A 19,254-nucleotide genomic window follows, 5' to 3' on the forward strand; every position below is an offset into this window, starting at 1 on the left:
TTCTTATGGTAGTTCCAAACTAGCATCTTCAATCAGACAACGAAACGCGCCGTTAAGATCTTGATAGCGATTGGTAGTATAGGCCCAACCATCCATTTTTTCAAAACCGTATTTTTCAAAATAGCGCTCAGTAAATTGGTGGATATGGAATTCATTAATAATCCTCTCTTGTTCAATTGAATTTAAATGATCATGGTACTTGCCGTCATATCGTAATAAATGAATCAAGCTGCGAGAGCTGGGACGGAATAGGAATAAGAAGACACCGAAATTGAGACGGTTAAATTTATTCTGTCGGAGAGTCACCTTAAATGAATATCCGTGAAGACTATCCAGCCAAATAGATGCTTCCCGGCCTCCCCGAGTATCCTTCAAGGCTAATTTCTTGCGCCAATCCTTGGGGAAAGGCTTTGGATCAGACAGCATAGAAGCTACCCACGCATCAGTATATTGGGGCACGAGTCGGTCTGAGAAAAATCAACAATCAACTAACAGACAATATCATTGTAGCGATTCTAGCTCCACAAAGCAGATTTGTGATACTAAATTCAACTATAGAATCCTAGATTGATATAGTCCCACAACAAAAAAATCGGGCTAGTGGGGACACACTAACCCGATCGCTTGGTCACTCGATCGAACGCCATTGCGTGGCAGTTCAACCTAGCAACTCTTAGGAAGGAAACTTAGCGGTAATCGCGATTTTGGATATCGCGCAGGCGAGCCTCAGGACGCTTGAAGCGATCCATTTGCGCCTCAAAGAATTTGCGGTTGGCCATCAGGTGCTCTGGGTTTTCGTCATCTAAGGGGTAGAGCAACGCCGCTCGCAGCGCTTGGATCACGGCGGAGGTGACGCAATACATCGATCGCTGGAAGGTAATCCCCAGCTGAATCAACATATCGTCCTCGCCCCGGCAATGCTGGTGATAGTAATCCAACAGATATTGCGGCAGGAAATGCAACATATCCTGCATCAACTGCGTGGGCGGAATCCCGGCGGTTCCCACGGGGAATACGTCGGCGTACAGAATGCCGTAATGGAAGTCCGCTTGCTCGCTGGGCACTTGACCCGCCTGGGCGTTGTAGGACTTGGTTCCCCGGAACGGAGCCGTGCGATAAAACACCGCTTCCACGTAGGGCAATGCCGCATCATAGAGCCACATGAAACCCTTATCTTTGGGCACCAAATCAAACCATTCACCACGAATATTCACGCGGTGATAGATCGGGCGACCGGAAATCGCAAAGATGCCATTGATCAGGAAGTTCATGGCATCGGGCACACCCTTGAAGCCGCCTTCATCGTAGATGTCTGACATCTCAAAAAACACCGGAGCCATGATTTCCCAAAACAGCCCCAAATTGCTGTAATAGGACATCATTCGGCATTGCTCAATGAAGGCTTCGGGGAAGAGTTTATACATCCCCAACATGATTGGATTGCCTTTGAAGTAGGCTTTGATGGCGCGATCGCAGTTTTGGCGATATTCCTCGGTATTCAGGAAATCATCAAACCGATTCACGCCCGCATACATTTTGCGATGCCAGAGCATGGCCTGCATACAGGCTTCCGCGAATTCCATATTCACCCGATCGTGCCATAGGTGATGGAACAGCTTCGGCATTTTGATCGTTTCACCCTTGCTCATGAATTCGAGCAATTCTGGGTGCGCTGTGGCAATGCCGCGCCAAATTCGCAGGTCGGCGGTGTCGCCCGCGTAGTGGTTCGGCAGGTCTAAATATTTCTGGGGTAGGAAATATTTGAAGAAGGGAAAGGGATTGAGGAAAACTTCTTCGGCGATGTAAAGCAAGTCCCGCCAATAGAAGTCCATCGGCACGGCATAGGCCTTGTAAATCCCGATGATTTGCATCAGGTTTTCCGGCGTGTCGGGCAACATTGCGCCGCCCGCTTCGAGGCGATGAATTACTTCCGCGAATTCATGCTGCGAGGGCGGAATTTTGGGGGCGGTGTCCGGTTTGATTGGGGTCTGAACCATGATGTTGTGGGGAAAATTCCAAGGTTTCAGTAGGGGCGTACGGCCGTACGCCCCTACCCGGATCTGTCCTTAATCGATCGCGGGGGCCGACCGGGCCGGCTTGCTTGGGGCGATCGCCACCGGTTGGGTCACCGTGGGAATCGCAGCGATCATCGCGTCTGTGGTCGGCTCGATCCACTTCACCAGCCAGGTGGGTTGAATCCCCAGCCAAACGATCAGCGCGGTCAAAATCAGACCCGGCAGGTGCTCATCAAACCGCACAGCAGGATAGTAGGCGGTGGCGTTGTCCAGGCGGCCAAAGCAGGTGCGATTCAGCAAAATCACGAAGTACACCGCCGTCAGCCCGGAAGCCAGGATGCAAAGCAGCGAAATCACGGGATAGGTGGTGAAACTGCCTTGGAACACCATGTATTCCGCCACGAAGCCGACCATCCCGGGGATGCCCGCGCTGGCCATGCCCGCCAGCACCAACAGGCCGCTGGTGAGGGGCAAGCCCCGAATCGGACTCATCAAGCCGTTCAGCTTGTCCAGGTCGCGGGTGCCGACCTTCTTTTCGATCACACCCACTAGGTAGAACAGAATCGCCAAAATCAAGCCGTGGCTGACCATTTGAGCCACAGAACCCAGCAACGAGAGGGGGTTGAGGGCGGCGGCGGCGACGATGATGTAGCCCATGTGCCCGATCGAGCTGTAGGCCACCATCCGTTTGATGTCCTTCTGGGCGATCGCGGTCAATGCGCCGTACATCACGCTGACCACACCCACCAGCGCCAGACCCGGGGCGATCGTCCCCCAAGCATCGGGCAACAGACCCAAGCCGTAGCGCAGCAAGCCGTAGGTTCCCAGCTTAGCCAGCACACCGCCCAGCAACACTGTGGTGGCGGGCGACGATTCCACATAGGCATCGGGCAGCCAAGTATGCAGGGGCACGAGGGGAATCTTGATCCCGAAGCCCACCACCAACAGCAACAGGCAAATCAGTTGGGCGCTGTCGGATAGCTTATGAATGTCGATTTGACCGATATCAAAACTGGTGGAGCCACTGAGCCAGGTCAGGGCCAGGAAGCCCGCCAGCACCAAAATGCCGGAAATGGCGGTGTAGATCAGGAATTTGGTGGCGGCGTAGCTGCGTTTTTGTTCGCTGCCCCAAATCGCAATCAATAAATAGAAGGGAATCAGCTCCAGTTCGTAGAACATCACGAACAGCAGTAGGTTCTGAGCCAGGAATGCGCCGTTAATCCCGGCGATCGCCAGCAAAATCATGGCGTAGTAGAGCCGGGGGCGAGCCAAGTCCCGATCGCTGCTGCAAATGGCAATCCAGGCCAGCAGGGCGGTCAAGCCCACCAGGGGCAGCGACAATCCATCCACACCCAGGCTGTAGCTCAAGCCCAGTTGGGGAACCCAGGGCAAATATTCGGTCATTTGCGCCCCGATCGCATTTACATCGACCTGGGCAAATAAATACAACGTCCACAGGGAAATCACGCTGGCGATCGCCAGGCTCACCTTTTTCAACAGGGCGGAGTTGGGCTGACCGGGCCACAGGCCCACCAGGGCCGCCCCGATCGCCGGAATTAAAATCAATGCGCTCAACATAGGCTTTTACTGTGATATTGCTGCGATTGACGGCTGCGATCAAAACGACGGTCTAAATCTGAATCACCGAGGGGCAAGGGGCTTAAGCCCCTTGTCTGGGTTGGGTTGCGGGTAGGGGCGCACCGCCGTGCGCCCCTACAGGTTGGGCTGCGATCGAACCCTAGGGAACCGCCGGGGCCAAAATCGGCCAAGCGACCAGCGCCCCAAACAGCACCACCCCCAACAGAATCGACAGGGCATAGAACTGCACTTGACCCGTGGTGTTGTAGCGCAAGCCTTGGCCACCCACCACCGTCAGCGCCCCCACCGCATTCACAAAACCATCGACAATGAACCGATCGATCCAGAACAGAACGCCGGACACAGCGCCCACCACCAGCACGATCGTGTTGCGATAGAGCTTCGCCGTATAGAGGTCATAGGCAAAGAAATCGCGAATCGGAGCCGGAATCGAGTGAATCGGCTTGGCCACCTGCGGATTCAGGTACAGGGCCGCCGCCGACCCCAAACCCACCAAGGACGAAGCCGCCAGGGCGATCGCCTCCGTGGTTCCCAGGCTCGGCAAAATCTGCCATTGGATCAACAGCAGTGGCGTATGCAACACCACCCCCACCATCACCAGCGTCGGGAAGCTCATGGGCCAGAGCACTTCCGGCGCGCGCTGGGTCATGGGCGACTCGGAGCCAAAGAACACCAAGCCAAAGGTGCGCATTAGGCTAAAGCCCGTCATGGCGTTGATCAGCAGCAGGGCCGCAAAAATCAACGGTTGATTGGCTTCCAACAAAGCGCCACCCAGGGCCGACAGGGCCCAAAAGCAGCCCAAGGGCGGCACGGCCACCAAGCCCAACATCCCCACCAGGAATCCGGGGCCCGCTGCTGGGCGCTTGGGCCACAGACCGCCCAACTGGGTCACATCCTGGGTGACGCAGTTGGAAATTACGCAGCCAATGCTCATGCTCAACAGCACCATGGCCACGGAATAGGTCAAGCAGAGCAACAGGGCCAGGTCAGATTGGCCAAAGCCGATCGCCACGAACACCAACCCCATGTAGGTACTGGTGGCGTAGGACATCACCCGCTTAATGTCGATTTGGGCGATCGCGATCGCGCTGCACAGCAGAGCCGTCACCAAGCCCACCACCCATTCCACCGTCACCGCCACGGGCGACAGGGCAACGATCGGCTGGAATTTCACCAACACCCAAGCCCCGATCGGGACAACCACCGCATTCCGCAAAATCGACGCGGGCAGCGGCCCTTCCATGGCCTCATCCAGCCACAGGTGCAGCGGAATTTGGGCGCACTTCCCGATCGGGCCGGCCACCAGGGCTAAGCCCAGCAGGGTCGCCACGGTCGGATCCAGTTCCGCCGTCTTGGCCCACTCGGCCAAGTCCGTAAAGTTCCAAGTCCCGGCGATCGGCAGCAGCGCCACCACGCCCATCAGCAACACCAAGTCCCCAACCCGCTTGGTCAAGAACGCATCACGCGCCCCCGTCACCACCAGCGGTTGGCTGAACCACAGCCCCACCAGCAGGTAAGTGCCCAGGGTTAGAATTTCCAGCACGATGTAGCTGAAAAACGCCGAGTCGCACAGCACCAGCAGGCACATGCCGCCTTCAAACAGGCCCAGCAAGGAATAGAACCGGGCCCAACCCCAGTCCATTTCCATGTAGCCCACGGCGAACAGTTGCGCCAGGAAGGTAATCCCGGAAATCAGGGCCATCGTGCCCACGTTCACCACGGAAGCCTTGAGGTCAAGATCCACATTCAACCCTGCCGCATCCAGCCAGTTAAAGGAAATGGTGGCTTCCGGCTGGTTCCAAATCAGGGGCAGGGCCAAAGCGCTATGTAAAAACGCTAAGCCCGTAGACAGAATGTTGAAATAGCCCGCCGGTCGCGGGCCGGTGCGCCGAATGAAGGCCGGCGACCAAAGCAGGGCCAACAACCCGCCAAAGAGGGCGTAGGTCGGCACCAGCCAAAGGTTATCGATAATCCAGCGATCCATAGGCGTTTTCCATGGGAATCAGGGTACGAATAGCAGGTTTCGGGCGCAGAATTTTGGGCCGCAGAGTCTGAAACAGACAATGCAGCAACGCAGTCCTGTTATGCAAGTTTAAGAATGCTTTAGTTGTTTTTAAGATTACTGGGTTCAAAAGGGAAAATCTATAAGCAAATGCTTGGAAACTCCGATGAAGGGTCTAAGTGTGGCTTATTGCTAATCCCTGACATTTGGGATCCCTGTGAGGGCCGATCGCCAGGGCCAATCAGGAGTTTTGGGTCAATGATCCGGAGGGCGATCGCGCTGTGGGGCTGTAAAGGACTATGAGGCGGATGGCAACGGGCGATCGTGACTGATCGAAATCGATCCAAATATCCAAATAGTTGATCAGTAACCTGACATTGCTAAGTATTTATTACTAAGTATTGATCGCTAGATCATGCTCCTGGCTCTGAGCCACAGATTCGATTGATGGATTTAACTGAAGGATTCGATTTGAAGATTCGATGCCCCATTCCCTCAAAATCCAATCCCTTCAAATCCCAAGTGATTGAATAGGCATCAACTGGGCAGCGAATCTAATCAGCATTGAACAAGTCGGCAAATAGGGGGTTGAATCATGTTGCACCACCCACTGGCGCAATCATCGGTAGAAGCTGGTTCGCAAATGAGTTCGCAGATAAATTCGCAGATGAATTCGCACAATCATTTCCCAACTTGGATCCAGCAGCGAATCCAACGATCGGCCCCCGGATGGCTGGGGTTATGGCTCGTTGGGTCGATCGCTGGGGTGGGAATGGCTGTTGGGGTGGGGGTTTTGCCCGCTGCGGCCCAGGCTCAGGATTGCCGGGATCCGCAAGATCAAACCACCATGAACCGCTGTGCCTATGAAAGCTGGGAACGGGTCGATCGCACCTTGAATCAAACCTACCAACGGGCGATCGTCCGGCTCAGTGCCCCCCAACAGCAACAGTTGGTGAGTGCCCAGCAGGCTTGGATCGCCTTCCGCGATCGCCACTGTGCTTTTGCGTCTGGCGAGTTTGAAGGTGGCTCCATGCAACCGTTGATTGAATGGAGTTGCAAGGAGATTGTGACCCAGGAGCGGCTGAACGATTTGCAGGCCTATCGCCAAGGCACAACTCCTCCCGCCGGCCGCCTCAGCCAACCCGCTGCGGATGCGGCTTTAAATCGGGCCTACCAAGCCCTGTTGCAAGCCCAGTCGGGCAGCCAGCGATCGCGCCTGATTGCGGCTGAAGAAGCCTGGATTCGGTTTCGCGATCGCGCCTGTGCCTTTGAACAAAGTCTGCAATCAACGGGCGATCGCTGTGTGATTCGTTTATCTGATCAGCGCACCGTTGCCCTGGAAGAAGCCTTGAACAACAGATGACCTCAGAGGATGTCTGAAAAGCCAAAATTGCTACTCTGTATGCTCCAGCGATCGACGGAAACAAGGGGCTTAAGCCCCTTGCTGCCACGACTATTGGTGCTTAGTTCGGGCCGAAAGATACTTCTCAGGCATCCTCTCAGGGAAATGTTCTAGGGGATGGTGATCGAACTTGAATCGATCAAACTTGAGTTGAGTGAACTGATTTTGGGAATCTTGGCTGTTTTTGTAAATTTTTCTGTATCAACTCATCTTTGTAGAGTGAGCTATTAACCAATTGCCCCCGGCGCAGGGAGTGGCGGTGGCCCCCGATTTTTCAAATTTGGTCTATCTTAATCTTGAGGAACTCTAAAGACTCTTACGAAATTTTTGTCTGAGAAAAATTGATTTCCTCAAGGCTTGTTTTGCGGAAATTGCCAAAAACAAACCAAGATTCACAATAATTTCAAAAAAATTGCGATTTCCGAACATAATTCACACTTTTGAAAACATTTAGACAAACAATGAATGAAAAACCTTGATTAGGGTGGATTATTCTCAAAGAAATTAGCCCACGGGAACCCCGCGATCGAGTGATCTGGGTCTGAAACCCTGATTGCTGAGTCAGTTTAGAGTAATCACAAATCACTAAAATGACAGGGTTCAGATAATCGATCACTCGCAGTTGGTTTCGTTGTGCAGCAAAATTCGGTCAATCGCCAGGTGGGAATAGATAGCTATCGCTAGGGGCTACTGTCGTGAACCGTTGCTGGGGTTGGGATGGGATCGAGGTTGAGTTTGGTCGCTGCTTGGCAAGCCTAGATGATGCCGCAACCTCAATTGAGCAGAAAACCTTGATCAGAAAACCGTTTTCATGATTCAGCAGTTGCGACGTTTGCCACTCCCGATCGTGTTGGTTGTGCCATTTATGGCGCAAATCTTGGTGATCGTGAGCTTGGTGGGATATTTGTCCTATGCCGGCGGCAAATCGTCCATTTTGGGCGTGTTGGCGCAAATGCAGCGAGATACGGCCGATCGCGCCGATGACCTGTTGCAGGAGGTCTTGCGCGGGTTGCAAGACGCAAACCAACGGAATGCGAATAATTTGCGCCCGGTCGCAGACCAGCGAATTCAACAAACCAACACCATGCCCCAAGGGGTTCAACTCGATCGCTACCTGTGGAATCAGGTGATTACCAGTGATGATGTGGATTGGGTGGGATTCGCAACGGCCACCGGGGAGTTCACGGGGGTTGAGCGTCACAGTCGGGGCAAGCTGCTGATCCGTAGCACTACCGGCACCGGGGAGCTTTGTCGCTATCTCGTGAACCATCAGGGCGATCGCCAGGCCCAGGTTGATTGTTTGCCCAACGTTCCCAATCCAGATTTTCGACAGCAACCTTGGTATCGAATGGCGGTCGGGACAGGGGAACCCACTTGGAGCATTATTGATCCCCCCTTTCAGAAAACCACAACTTATTTAAGTGTGACTCAACCGTTGTGGGGCGATCGGGGCAATCCGTTAGGCGTGTTAATGGCGGGGTTGCGGCTTTCGCATCTGGGGCAACGGCTGGCCACGATGCAGGCGGGAAAGCCGGGGCAACTCCTGATCTTGGAACGGAGCGGCCATTTAATTGCTGCTTCCACGGGGGAAAAACCGGTGGTGCTGCCGTTGGCTGGAGGGGGTCGCCAGCGCCTGGCAGCCACCAACAGCGAAAACCCCGTGACGGCGGAGGCGGCCCGGGCCGCGATGCGGTTAATTCAGGGTCAGCAACCGCTTCAGGATCGCCAAGCCACCATGACGGTCGATGAGGAACAGTACGCCGTTTTTTTGCGGCCGTTCAACGATGCCAGCGGTTTGGACTGGTGGTTGGTGGTGGTGACTCCCCATCAGGTCTATAGCAGTCCCCTGGAGCACAACCTGTGGCTGATTTGGGGGTTGTGTGGCGGTGCAATGGTGCTGGCGGGATTGACGGGCTGGGGTTTGGCCCATTGGGTGACGCGGCCGTTGATGGAGGTGCATGAGGCGGCCCAAGCGTTGGCCAGTGGCCAGTGGCAGCGACGGGTGACGGGGGACGATCGCCCCGATCGCCTGGGGGAATTGGCCCGGGCCTTTAACTTCATGGCCAATTGCGTGGAGGGGGCTTTTATTCAACTGACGGCCCAAAATCAGGAGCTACGACGGATCGATCGGCTCAAGGATGAGTTTTTAGCCAGCACCTCCCATGCCCTGCGATCGCCCTTGGTGGGGATGATTGCGATTGTGGAGTCTTTGTTGCGGGGGACGGGCGGCCCGCTGACTTCCCTGCAAAAAACGAATTTGGAACTGTTGTTGACCAGTAATCAGCGCCTGCAAAACTTGGTGAATGATTTGCTGGATGTGGCGCGGTTGCGTTACGGGGATGTGCGTTTGGATCCGCAGGCGATCGATTTGCGATCGGCGGTGCAGGTGGCGATCACGATGTTGCAGCCCCTGGCCGATCGACGGCATCTGACCATGGTGATGCAAATTCCTGACCAGTTGCCGCCAGTAATGGCCGACCCCGATCGGCTCCAGCAAATTTTGCTGAATCTATTGGACTATGCAATTCAACAGACTGCGGGCCAACAGATTCTGATTACGGCTGAGTTTTTGTCTGAGCAAGATATGGTGCGGGTGTCAACGCTCGATCGGGGCCCGGAACCGGCGATCGGGTCTTGGGGGCAAGAGTCGGCCCTTGCTCAGGGGGGTGCGGTGCTGCCCATGATGGCTGATTCTCCCCCGTCCCTAGTCCTAGAGCCAGCTCAGTTAGATTCCATTGGTGGCCTGAGCTTAACCATCACCAAGCGCCTGGTGGAATTACATGGGGGAACTCTGGCTTTGGGGGATGTCTGCGGCCATGGCTGGGGGGATCACTCGGGAAATCATCCGGAGAGTTCCTCGGGAGATCGCACAACGACTGCTGCTCCCACAACCCGCGAGCGCATCAGTTTCACAATCCCGATCGCCTGGACAGAGGGATCCCCCACCCTCCAGATCGCCCCCAGCCACCATTGGACAGCGCCCCAGCCCCAGCCCCCAACCACCGCCGATCCCAATTTGCTGCCATCTCACATTCTGGTGGTGGATGATGATCCGTTGATTTTGCAAGGGCTGGCCAACTGGTTGGCGTTGGAACCGGGGTTTCGGGTATCTGTGGCCCTCAGCGGGCGATCGGCCCTGGCCCAAATTCAACAAGGCCCTGTGCCTGACTTGCTGTTGCTAGATTTGCGAATGCCCGATCTCACGGGTTACGAGGTGATTGCTCAGTTGCGCCAAACCTGGTCGCCGCAGGCCTTGCCGATCGTCCTGTTAAGCGAGCGAGCCTGTCCTCAAGAAATTGTGGCCGGCTTGGCAGCAGGGGCTAATGATCACCTCACCAAACCGGTAACGGCTAGCGAACTGATTGCCCGCACCCGGGCCCATTTGCAGGTGCGCCAACTGCAACTGCAACAACAGCGAGTGGCCGCCGAGCATGAGCGAAAAATTGCCCTGTTTCTGGATGCGTTGCCTGTGGGGGTGGCGGTCTATCAAGCGGGGGGCGATCTGCTCTACCTGAACAGCTTGGGGCGACAACTGCTGAATTTAGATCCGAACTTAGACCCGAGTTTAAATTCGGCTGCGCCCTTGTCGGTATCGCTGGCCGATCGCCTGTATCGGGCCGGAACCGATCAGCCGATTGAGCTGGCTCAGATCCCGGTGCAGTTGGGCGCAACGGGCCAAGCGGCCGTGACGGAGACCATTGAACTCGATCGGGGCAGCAGGCGCATTCCCTTTGAAATGCGGGCTGTGCCCATCACCGATGAAGCGGGGCAGGTCACCTATGCGGTGGTCACCTTTCAAGACATCACCGAGCGCCAAAAAACCGCCACCATTCTGGCCAACTATTCCCGATCGCTGGAAGCGGAAGTGGCCAATCGCACCGCAGCCCTGATTGAGTCGAATCGTCAGCTCGAAATTCAAATTTTGGAGCGGCAACGGGCCGAACAGGCACTCCAGCGGGCCAACCAAGAACTAACCCGCTTGGCGCAACTGGATGGGCTAACCCAAGTGGCCAATCGACGGGGATTCGATGAGCACCTGGCGCGGGAGTGGGCCCGCTTGGCGCGATCGGGCCGTCCCCTGAGCCTGTTGTTGTTGGATGTGGACTGCTTCAAGGCCTACAACGATTGCTATGGCCATCCCTCCGGTGATGATTGCCTGATTCAAGTGGCGCGGGTGTTGGCAGACATGATTTGCCGGCCGGCGGATTTGGTGGCTCGCTACGGGGGAGAGGAATTTGCGATTATTTTGCCGGAAACTCCCTTGGAAGGGGCGATCGCCATTGCCCATCAAGTCCGCACCCGGATCCGTGGTCGTCAACTGCCCCATGAGCGATCGATTGTGGCCCCCTTTGTGACGGTCAGCATTGGCGTGTCTTGCCTCGTGCCTAGCAGTGACTGCAAACCTGCGACCCTGATTGCCATGGCCGATTCCGCCCTTTACTGTGCCAAGCAGGCCGGGCGCGATCGCTATTGTGTGCGAGCCAATCACCCCTCGATCGGGCAAGCGGCGGTCTAGCCACGGCGGAAATTAGAAATTTTTGAAAATTTTTGAAAATTTGATGAGAAACCCGGAGTTGGCTAACCTGGTTTGGCTACCGGTTTGGCTAAAACCTCCATGTCCTCCGTGATTTCTGCCATTGAGCTGTATTTAATTCGCCATGGCATCGCCGCCGAACGCGGCACCTATGTTAACGATGACGATCGCCCTCTCACCCCTGCGGGCCAAACCAAAACCCACGCCATGGCCGATCGGCTGCGGGAACAGAAGCTGTTCTTTGACACCCTGGTCACCAGCCCCCTCGTGCGGGCCCGGGAAACCGCCGCCATTCTGCAAGGGGCGGGCTTGGCCGCCCAAGTGGAGACTTGGCCCGAACTGACCCCCGATCGGGCGATCGACCCCTGGTTAGAGCGCTACGATCAGTGGCGAACCCAGCACCTGGCCCAAGCCGCCTTTCCCGCCAAGCCCTCTTCCCGGCTGCGGCTGGCCCTGGTGGGCCACGAACCCACCCTCAGCCAGTGGGCCAACCAACTGATCTGGGGTGATGGAAACCCGATCAATGATGCACGGGACACAATCGTGCTGAAAAAAGCAGGTATTATTGGTTTGATTTTGCCCCCCATGGGTTCTCCTCTTGGTTGCAGCCAGCTCTTTTGGCTGACCCCTCCCCGATTATTCCTATAGTTTTCTGCCCTTGCCCTATGGCTACACCAGCGACCTCCGATCGCGTCAACGAAAGCACTGGCGATTCAGCCAAAACGGCTGCCCCTGCCTGTGAATTCCGGCCGGGTCTCGAAGGTGTTCCCGCAACCCAATCGGCCATCAGTTATGTGGATGGCAAAAACGGCATCTTGGAATATCGAGGGATGGCGATCGAGGAGTTGGCGCGGCATAGCACCTTCCTGGAAACCACCTTTTTGTTGATTTGGGGCTGTTTGCCCACCCGGGAAGAGCTGGAAGAATTTGAGCATGACATTCGCTATCATCGGCGGGTGAAGTTCCGGATTCGGGACATGATGAAATGCTTCCCGGAAAGCGGCCACCCGATGGATGCGCTGCAAGCTTCGGCCGCGGCCCTGGGGCTGTTTTATTCGCGGCGGGCCCTGCCCAACCCGGCCTACATCCGCCAAGCGGCCATTCGGTTGCTGGCGAAGATTCCAACAATGGTGGCGGCCTTCCAATCAATCCGCAAGGGCAATGACCCGATTCAGCCTCGGGATGATTTGGGCTATGCGGCCAACTTCCTGTACATGCTCAATGAGCGCGAGCCGGCTCCCCTGGCGGCCCGGGTGTTTGACACCTGCTTGATCCTCCATGCGGAGCACACGATCAATGCATCCACCTTCTCGGCAATGGTGACCGCTTCCACCATGACCGACCCCTACGCGGTGGTGGCTTCGGCGGTGGGTACGCTGGCGGGGCCGCTGCACGGTGGGGCGAATGAGGAAGTGATCGATATGCTGGAGGCGATCGGCTCGATCGAGAATGTGGTTCCCTACATTGATCGCTGCATCGCGGAAAAGCAAAAAATCATGGGCTTTGGTCACCGGGTGTACAAGGTCAAAGACCCAAGGGCTACGGTGCTGCAAAGCCTCGCAGAAGAACTATTTGACAACTTGGGCCGCGACCAATATTACGACTTGGCCTTGGAAGTGGAGCGCGTCGTGTCCGATCGCCTGGGCCACAAGGGCATTTACCCCAACGTGGACTTCTATTCGGGCTTGGTTTATCGTCGCCTGGGCATCCCGACGGATCTGTTCACGCCGGTTTTTGCGATCGCCCGCGTGGCCGGCTGGTTAGCCCACTGGCGCGAACAACTGTCCACCAATCGCATCTTCCGACCCACCCAAATCTACACGGGTGAACATGGGGCATCGTACCAGCCGATCGAGCAGCGCCAATCTCTCGTGCGGTTTGATACGCTCGCCAACTAGCGCTGCCCTAGGCGCTGCCGTTCATGGACTTAATGCGATCGCTCCCCTTGGGGCTGTACCTTGAGCAACCGGTCACCTGGCTCCATCGCCTGGATTCTCGGGTGAAGCTGGGTTGGCTGCTGGCTTTTCTGCTGATGCCCGTTTTGGCCAGCGGGGTAGCCCGGTTAGGGTTGGTGGCCTTGCTGGTGCTGTTGACCGTGGGGGCCGGGATTCCCTGGCGAGTTTGGCGACAGCAGTTGGTTTGGTTGTTGCTGGTGGGCTTTTTTGCCACCTTGCTCACGGCCCTGTCTCCCGATGGCTATGGCCTGAAATATCAACCTCGATCGCCTGCGGACTTGAATTGGTCTAATTTGAGCGGGGTTAACAACCCATACCCGGCCAGCGGCTCAGCCCCAGCGGGCCAGGCGATCGCGCCTGAAGCCTTGCCCCAGCCCACCTCCTATCGGTATTGGTTGGTGCAACAGGGCTGGTTGAAGGTGTCCCGGCGATCGCTGGGTTTGGGCGTGCGAGTTGGCAGTTTGGTCTTCATTTTGATTTACAGCACCACGCTGTTTTTGTTGACCACGGCTCCCGAGGAAATCGCAGCGGGTTTAGAAAGCTTGATGGCTCCTTTGGGACGCTTGGGCCTGCCCGTGGCAGAAGTGACCCTGACCTTGACCCTTTCCCTGCGGTTTATTCCGCTGGTGTTGGAAGAGGTGCAAAATCTGGTTCGATCGATTCGCACCCGCGCCATCAACTGGCGGCGGCTGGGTTGGCGCGGCACGGTCAAAATTTGGCTGATTGTGGCGGAACGCTTGCTGGAAAATCTGCTGATGCGGGCGGAACAGATGGCCACCGCCATGCAAGTACGCGGGTTCACCAGTCCCGATCGTCATTCTTTGCCCCTGTCTGTGCCCCGGCTGCGGGCCCGGGATGGGGTGGCGATCGGGGTGCTGTTGTTGATCGTTGGGGCGCGGCTCTGGTGGGGGTGGCAACCTTAAAATCAGGGAGCACAATCAGGGAGTGGCCCATCATTGAATCCCATTACTAAAACGTCAGATTAGCGTTTTGTGGATTGCACTCTAGAAAAAATTGCACTCCAGAAAATTGTATGCGTTACTGAGAAAGCCACCCTTTGTTGGGATGCTTGCGAAACGGCCCGAGCAGCGACTATGGATTTAACGCCCCCTTGCCCTGATTCTGACCAAGACTGGACGACGGTTAATTTTCCGGGAGCACTGTCTTTGGAAGCATTGGTTGAGGATGGAGCGGATGACGGAGCGGATGCGGCCCTGGATCACCTGGCCGATCGGGGCGATCGGATGGAATCGGGAGCGAACCCGAGTTCCGAGATGATCAATCCCCAAATCCCTAATCCTAACAGCACCAACCCAGCAGCAACGGGGCCGGCGCGATCGGGCACGGACGTTTTGCAGCCCTATTGGTCAGGGAATCGACCAGCCCGATCGCCTGCGGAACTTCCATTTCAGCGTGAAGAACCCAACAATGGCGGCTCTCGGCTGAATGATGCTTCGTTCAATCAGTCTTCTCCGAATCATTCCCGGCTGCATGGTTCCCGGCTGGGTAACTCCCGACTCAGGGCCGATCGCTCCTCAGGCGGGTTGCCCACCGGCCCGACCGATGTGGCCCAATTGGTGGCGGTGGCGGAGTCCCTGAACCAAGAAAACGAGCAATTGCGGCAACAGGTGACCCGCTTGGAAACGGCGGTGGCGGAATGCCGGGCCACCCTGGATTTGCAACAAATGCGGGCCCAAACCCAACAGGCCCTCTACGACGCGCGATCGCGGGATTTTGAGAGCACCAAACAGGAGGCGGCACGCCTGGCCGAAGCCTTGGCAGCGGCCCAAGCTCAGTTAGCCCAACAGGATCGGGAACGGGCGGAGTGGGTGCAGCAGGAGGCCTGTGATCGGGGACGCATTGCCCAACTGGAGCGGGCCTGTGCATTGCTGCAAGAGCAGTGCTTAAAGCAAGCCGATGAGTTGATGCAACTGCAAGGGCGGCAACAGGACTTGCAGGAACGCCTCAAGCGCCAACAACGGCAAACCCTGCAACTACGAACCGCCTTGGAACAATGCCTGGAGCAGGAATATGGGCGATCGGTCTTGCCGCCCTTGAACGAAACAGAACCCCGATCGCTGGCGCATCCGTTGGCCCTGACGCAATCTGAGCCGTCCTCCTTGGGCAGTGGTGACTTGACTGATGATCAAGGTGACTTGATTGATGATCACGAGGATCAATGGGTTGATCAGGGTTGGACTGATGGGGATTGGGCTGATGGCGATTTGGAGGCAACGGCAATCCCGACCCCAGCACCGGAGCCGCCTGCGGAACTGACGGCCGACCCGATCGATGCTATTCGGACTGAAGAAATTTTGGCCTTGCTGAATTGGGATCTAGAGCAAACCGCACCAAATTTGTCCTATCAAATCCGGCAGCAAGCAGAATTGGCGGCGATCGATCATGCATCGGCCGATCATGCTAATCATGCACAAGACCTTACCCCCAAGGCTTTTCCCCCGATCGAGTCCGATGGGGCGGCCTCCGAGTGGGAATCCCTGCCGGACGCGGCGGCAACCGATGACCTCGCGGGTCTGGATCCCGATGGCCTCGATGATCTAGCCGATGCCCTGTGGTTGAGCGATTGGCCCCGCCCCCTCAGTCCCACGGAGCAAAGCGATCTGTTGGCTAAGTTGATGGCCTTGGCGGAGACCGAGGCAGCGGATTTGCCCAGCCCAGTTTCCCCCCCGCCGGCCCCCGCTCCGAGGCGATCGATCCAACTGCCCTTGACCGAGCCGCACCACAGCAGTTCGCCCCCGCTGGCAGATTTAGGGATGATCGAAGCCGAATCGGGCCAGCGCGATCGCCCGGCCCGCCCTTCGATTGATTTGTATCCCCTGGACTCCCATTCGCCGGACTTTGATCCACTGTCGGAGCCTGATCGACTGGATCTAAGCGATCGATCTCGGGAACTGGATTCGATGGAATCCATTGAACCTATTGATCTTGAACCCATTGATGGGGAAGATTTAGCAACGCCTTTGGCGGAGGTGCTGTCCCTGGAAGCGGAGTTGATGGATTGGCCGGCGCGATCGACTCCAGTGGCGACCTCGGAACCGTTACCCCAATGGCCCGCTCCCACCTTGGCCAAGGCTCGCAAACGGCGCGATTCGTTGGCCGCCGTTGAGTTGCCCAAGTTCTAGGCAATAGTCCTAGAGTGCTCATTGATAGTCCTAGGCGATTCCACTCCTTGAGGTGCAGGGGGAACAGTAAGGGTGGCGGAACCCTGGAGTGATCAACATGCCCGTTTTCACCAGACCCTGCGATCGCGCGGCCTGCTCCCGATCGGAATCAGGGTGTTGGTGGCTGTTTCCGGCGGCCAAGATTCGATCGGCCTGTTGCGGTTGTTGGTGGATTTACGCCGCCTTTGGGATTGGGAATTGGTGGTGGGGCATTGTAACCACGGTTGGCGCTCCGATGCGGCCGCCAATGGGGACTTTGTGATTCAATTAGCCAACGATTGGGGATTGCCCGCCGTTTTGGCTACCTGGGACGCACCCCAAGCCAACGAGGCGGCCGCCCGCACCTGGCGCTACGATGCCCTGAGCAGCTTGGCCCAACAGCACCGGTGCAGCGCGATCGTGACGGGACATACGGCCAGCGATCGGGCAGAAACCTTGTTGCATCATTTAATTCGCGGCAGCGGGGGCGATGGGTTGGGGTCTTTGGATTGGCAACGATCGCTCGGGTCGCTGCAATTGGTGCGCCCGCTGCTGGATTGGACCAGGGCAGAAACGGCGGAATTTTGCCGAATTTGGCAGCTACCCCGCTGGGAAGACAGCACCAATCAGGATCAGCGCTATTTTCGGAACCGGTTGCGATCGCAGGTGTTGCCCCTGTTGCGAGCAGCGTTTAACCCCCAGGTGGAGCGCCACTTGGCCCAAACGGCGGAACTGTTGGCGGATGAGGCCCAATGGTTGGAACAGCTCACCGCCCAATGGCTGGAGACCCATGGGCACAATCTCGCTGGGCCAGACCTGGGCAATGGGGGCGATCGGCTCGATCGCACGCAACTGCAACGGGAGCCGATCGCCCTTCAGCGGCGGGTGTTGCGTTGCTGGTTGACCCAACAGACCGCCCGATCGCCCACCTATGCCCAAGTGGCGGCGGTGTTGGCCTTGGTGACCGCGCCCCAGGGCAGCCAAACCCGCTCCCTACCTCAGGGGGCTGTGGTGCGGGTGCTTGATCGTTGGCTGGTTTGGTTGCCGGCCGAGTCTGCCAGCGGCCAAACTGAGCAGGGCGATCGGTCACGGGATTAACCCAGGAAGCTATTGAGGGATTGATATTGGTCGCGGGGCCAATGTGAGTCCTGGGGAATTCTGCGCCCTTGAACCAATTGCCGCACCTCGATCACTCGCAGTCTTGGCCAACGAATGTTAAAAACGAATGGATGCTCAAGCCTCTTGCGTCCAAACAACCTCGCAAAGAACGAATTTTCAGCAGCACTCCAGCCAGCATTTCAACCATATTTCCCTGCCATGTCCGCGATCGAATCCCACTTCCGCAATCGTTCCCTGGCCGTTGCTGCTGTTTCCGCCGTCGGCCGCTGGGGGTTAGCTGGCTCGATCGCCGCCCTGGCCATGGGATTTGCCACTCCCGCCCAGGCCAGCGACTTTAACCAAACCACCTTCAATCGGCGCAACTTGGTGCAAAGCAACCAATGCCCCAGTTGCAATCTTCAGGGCAATGATTTGAATGGGTTGGATCTGCGAGGGGCCAACCTGCGAGGGGCCAACCTGCGCGACACGCTGATCATCCGGGCTAACCTGCGGGGAGCCGACCTGAGCGGTGCAGATTTGCGGGGCGCTTACCTGTGGGGCACAGATTTAACCGGAGCACGCCTTGATGGGGCCAACCTGTGCGGGGCGATCGTGCCCAGCGGTGCGCGATCGAACGTGGGCTGTGTGGACTTTTCCAGCTCTGATTTTCGGCCCTCGCCCCCAACGGCCAGTGGCCCGCAAGTGCTGTCTTTGAATGCGGCCGGGACGGCCGGCTTGGTCACCGGCACGGTCACGAGCGATCGCAGTGATGTGTGGTTGGTGAATGGGCGGCCCGGGCGAATGCAGGTGTTGATTTCCTCCCGTAATCGCAATGCACGCTTTGATGTGCTGGGGCCCGATGGGTCTCGGTTGGCCACCAATACGGGCGAAGCATTTATTGAAATTCCCAGCGAAGGCCAATACCAAGTGGTGGTCAGCAGTTTGCGCGGCCCGGAAACCTATGAGCTGTCGGTGGAACTGTCCCCGATCGAACAACGGCCCCAATCCACCAACCGCGACGAGAGCAACCCTTGGGAGCGCGAGGTGGTGACCCGTCCTTTCCAAGCGGGCCCCACCCTGGCCAATCGCTCCAACACCTACGCCCTGTCGATCGACCCCCTCAGCCGCTACGGCACGGCCCAAGGGGAGGTGACCAGTGGCGAGCAAGATATCTGGCAGGTGGATTTACCGGCTGGGTCGGTTGAAATCCGGCTTGATTCTTACAATGGTCGCGCCAGGTTCGACTTAACCAATGATGATGGCCGCGTCCTGGCCCGCCAAGTCAGCAAAACGCGCTTCCGGGCCCTAGAAGATGCTCGCTATGACATTTCCGTGGGCACGATGGGTGGCTTCACCAATTACCGACTCTGGGTCAGCTTCGATCAATAACTTGATCAATCAGCTCCACAAGATCCACAGGAAAATCCATCGGTGCAAGATGCACAAATTGGCTCATTGAGGCACATTGAAAGAGGCACGTTGAAAGGC

General features: G+C 57.0%; 12 protein-coding genes. 8 read left to right on the forward strand and 4 right to left on the reverse strand.

Annotation, left to right across the window (positions count from 1 at the left end):
- Positions 1–3: 3 nt before the first annotated feature.
- The 4 genes from AC2IAX_RS18210 to AC2IAX_RS18225 form a co-directional block, all read right to left on the reverse strand.
- Positions 4–426 (reverse strand): hypothetical protein, encoded by a 423-nt coding sequence (locus AC2IAX_RS18210; protein WP_494388709.1) that lies wholly within the window; start codon positions 424–426, stop codon positions 4–6.
- Positions 427–686: 260 nt separating this feature from the next.
- Complete coding sequence (locus AC2IAX_RS18215) at positions 687–1,997, reverse strand: CO2 hydration protein (protein ID WP_190354873.1); 1,311 nt, start codon at positions 1,995–1,997, stop codon at positions 687–689.
- A gap of 69 nt (positions 1,998–2,066) precedes the next feature.
- Positions 2,067–3,593: an NADH-quinone oxidoreductase subunit M gene (locus AC2IAX_RS18220; RefSeq protein ID WP_494388710.1), complete on the reverse strand. Its 1,527-nt coding sequence runs from the start codon at positions 3,591–3,593 to the stop codon at positions 2,067–2,069.
- Positions 3,594–3,753: 160 nt separating this feature from the next.
- On the reverse strand, positions 3,754–5,598 hold the full coding sequence (locus AC2IAX_RS18225; protein WP_494388711.1) for an NAD(P)H-quinone oxidoreductase subunit F: 1,845 nt from the start codon (positions 5,596–5,598) through the stop codon (positions 3,754–3,756).
- A gap of 790 nt (positions 5,599–6,388) precedes the next feature.
- Between AC2IAX_RS18225 and AC2IAX_RS18230 the strand changes: the two genes are divergently transcribed.
- From AC2IAX_RS18230 to AC2IAX_RS18265, 8 genes are all read left to right on the forward strand, one after another.
- Positions 6,389–6,979, forward strand: a complete 591-nt coding sequence (locus tag AC2IAX_RS18230; RefSeq protein ID WP_494388712.1) for a lysozyme inhibitor LprI family protein — start codon at positions 6,389–6,391, stop codon at positions 6,977–6,979.
- A gap of 850 nt (positions 6,980–7,829) precedes the next feature.
- Positions 7,830–11,534, forward strand: coding sequence for a diguanylate cyclase domain-containing protein (locus AC2IAX_RS18235; protein WP_494388713.1), 3,705 nt, complete (start codon positions 7,830–7,832; stop codon positions 11,532–11,534).
- 72 nt (positions 11,535–11,606) lie between these two features.
- Positions 11,607–12,200: a phosphohistidine phosphatase SixA gene (gene sixA / locus AC2IAX_RS18240; protein WP_494388714.1), complete on the forward strand. Its 594-nt coding sequence runs from the start codon at positions 11,607–11,609 to the stop codon at positions 12,198–12,200.
- A 17-nt stretch (positions 12,201–12,217) separates the two neighbouring features.
- Positions 12,218–13,450, forward strand: coding sequence for a citrate synthase (locus AC2IAX_RS18245; protein ID WP_099535070.1), 1,233 nt, complete (start codon positions 12,218–12,220; stop codon positions 13,448–13,450).
- A 23-nt stretch (positions 13,451–13,473) separates the two neighbouring features.
- Positions 13,474–14,430 (forward strand): energy-coupling factor transporter transmembrane component T family protein, encoded by a 957-nt coding sequence (locus AC2IAX_RS18250; protein WP_494388715.1) that lies wholly within the window; start codon positions 13,474–13,476, stop codon positions 14,428–14,430.
- A 171-nt stretch (positions 14,431–14,601) separates the two neighbouring features.
- Positions 14,602–16,650, forward strand: a complete 2,049-nt coding sequence (locus tag AC2IAX_RS18255; protein WP_494388716.1) for a hypothetical protein — start codon at positions 14,602–14,604, stop codon at positions 16,648–16,650.
- Positions 16,651–16,722: 72 nt separating this feature from the next.
- The gene (tilS, locus tag AC2IAX_RS18260) at positions 16,723–17,766 is read left to right on the forward strand and encodes a tRNA lysidine(34) synthetase TilS (protein ID WP_494388717.1); all 1,044 of its coding nucleotides are present in this window, start codon (positions 16,723–16,725) and stop codon (positions 17,764–17,766) included.
- 219 nt (positions 17,767–17,985) lie between these two features.
- The gene (locus AC2IAX_RS18265; RefSeq protein WP_494388718.1) at positions 17,986–19,155 is read left to right on the forward strand and encodes a pentapeptide repeat-containing protein; all 1,170 of its coding nucleotides are present in this window, start codon (positions 17,986–17,988) and stop codon (positions 19,153–19,155) included.
- Positions 19,156–19,254: the final 99 nt, after the last annotated feature.

It is taken from the genome of Limnothrix sp. HT2024, from assembly GCF_059138625.1.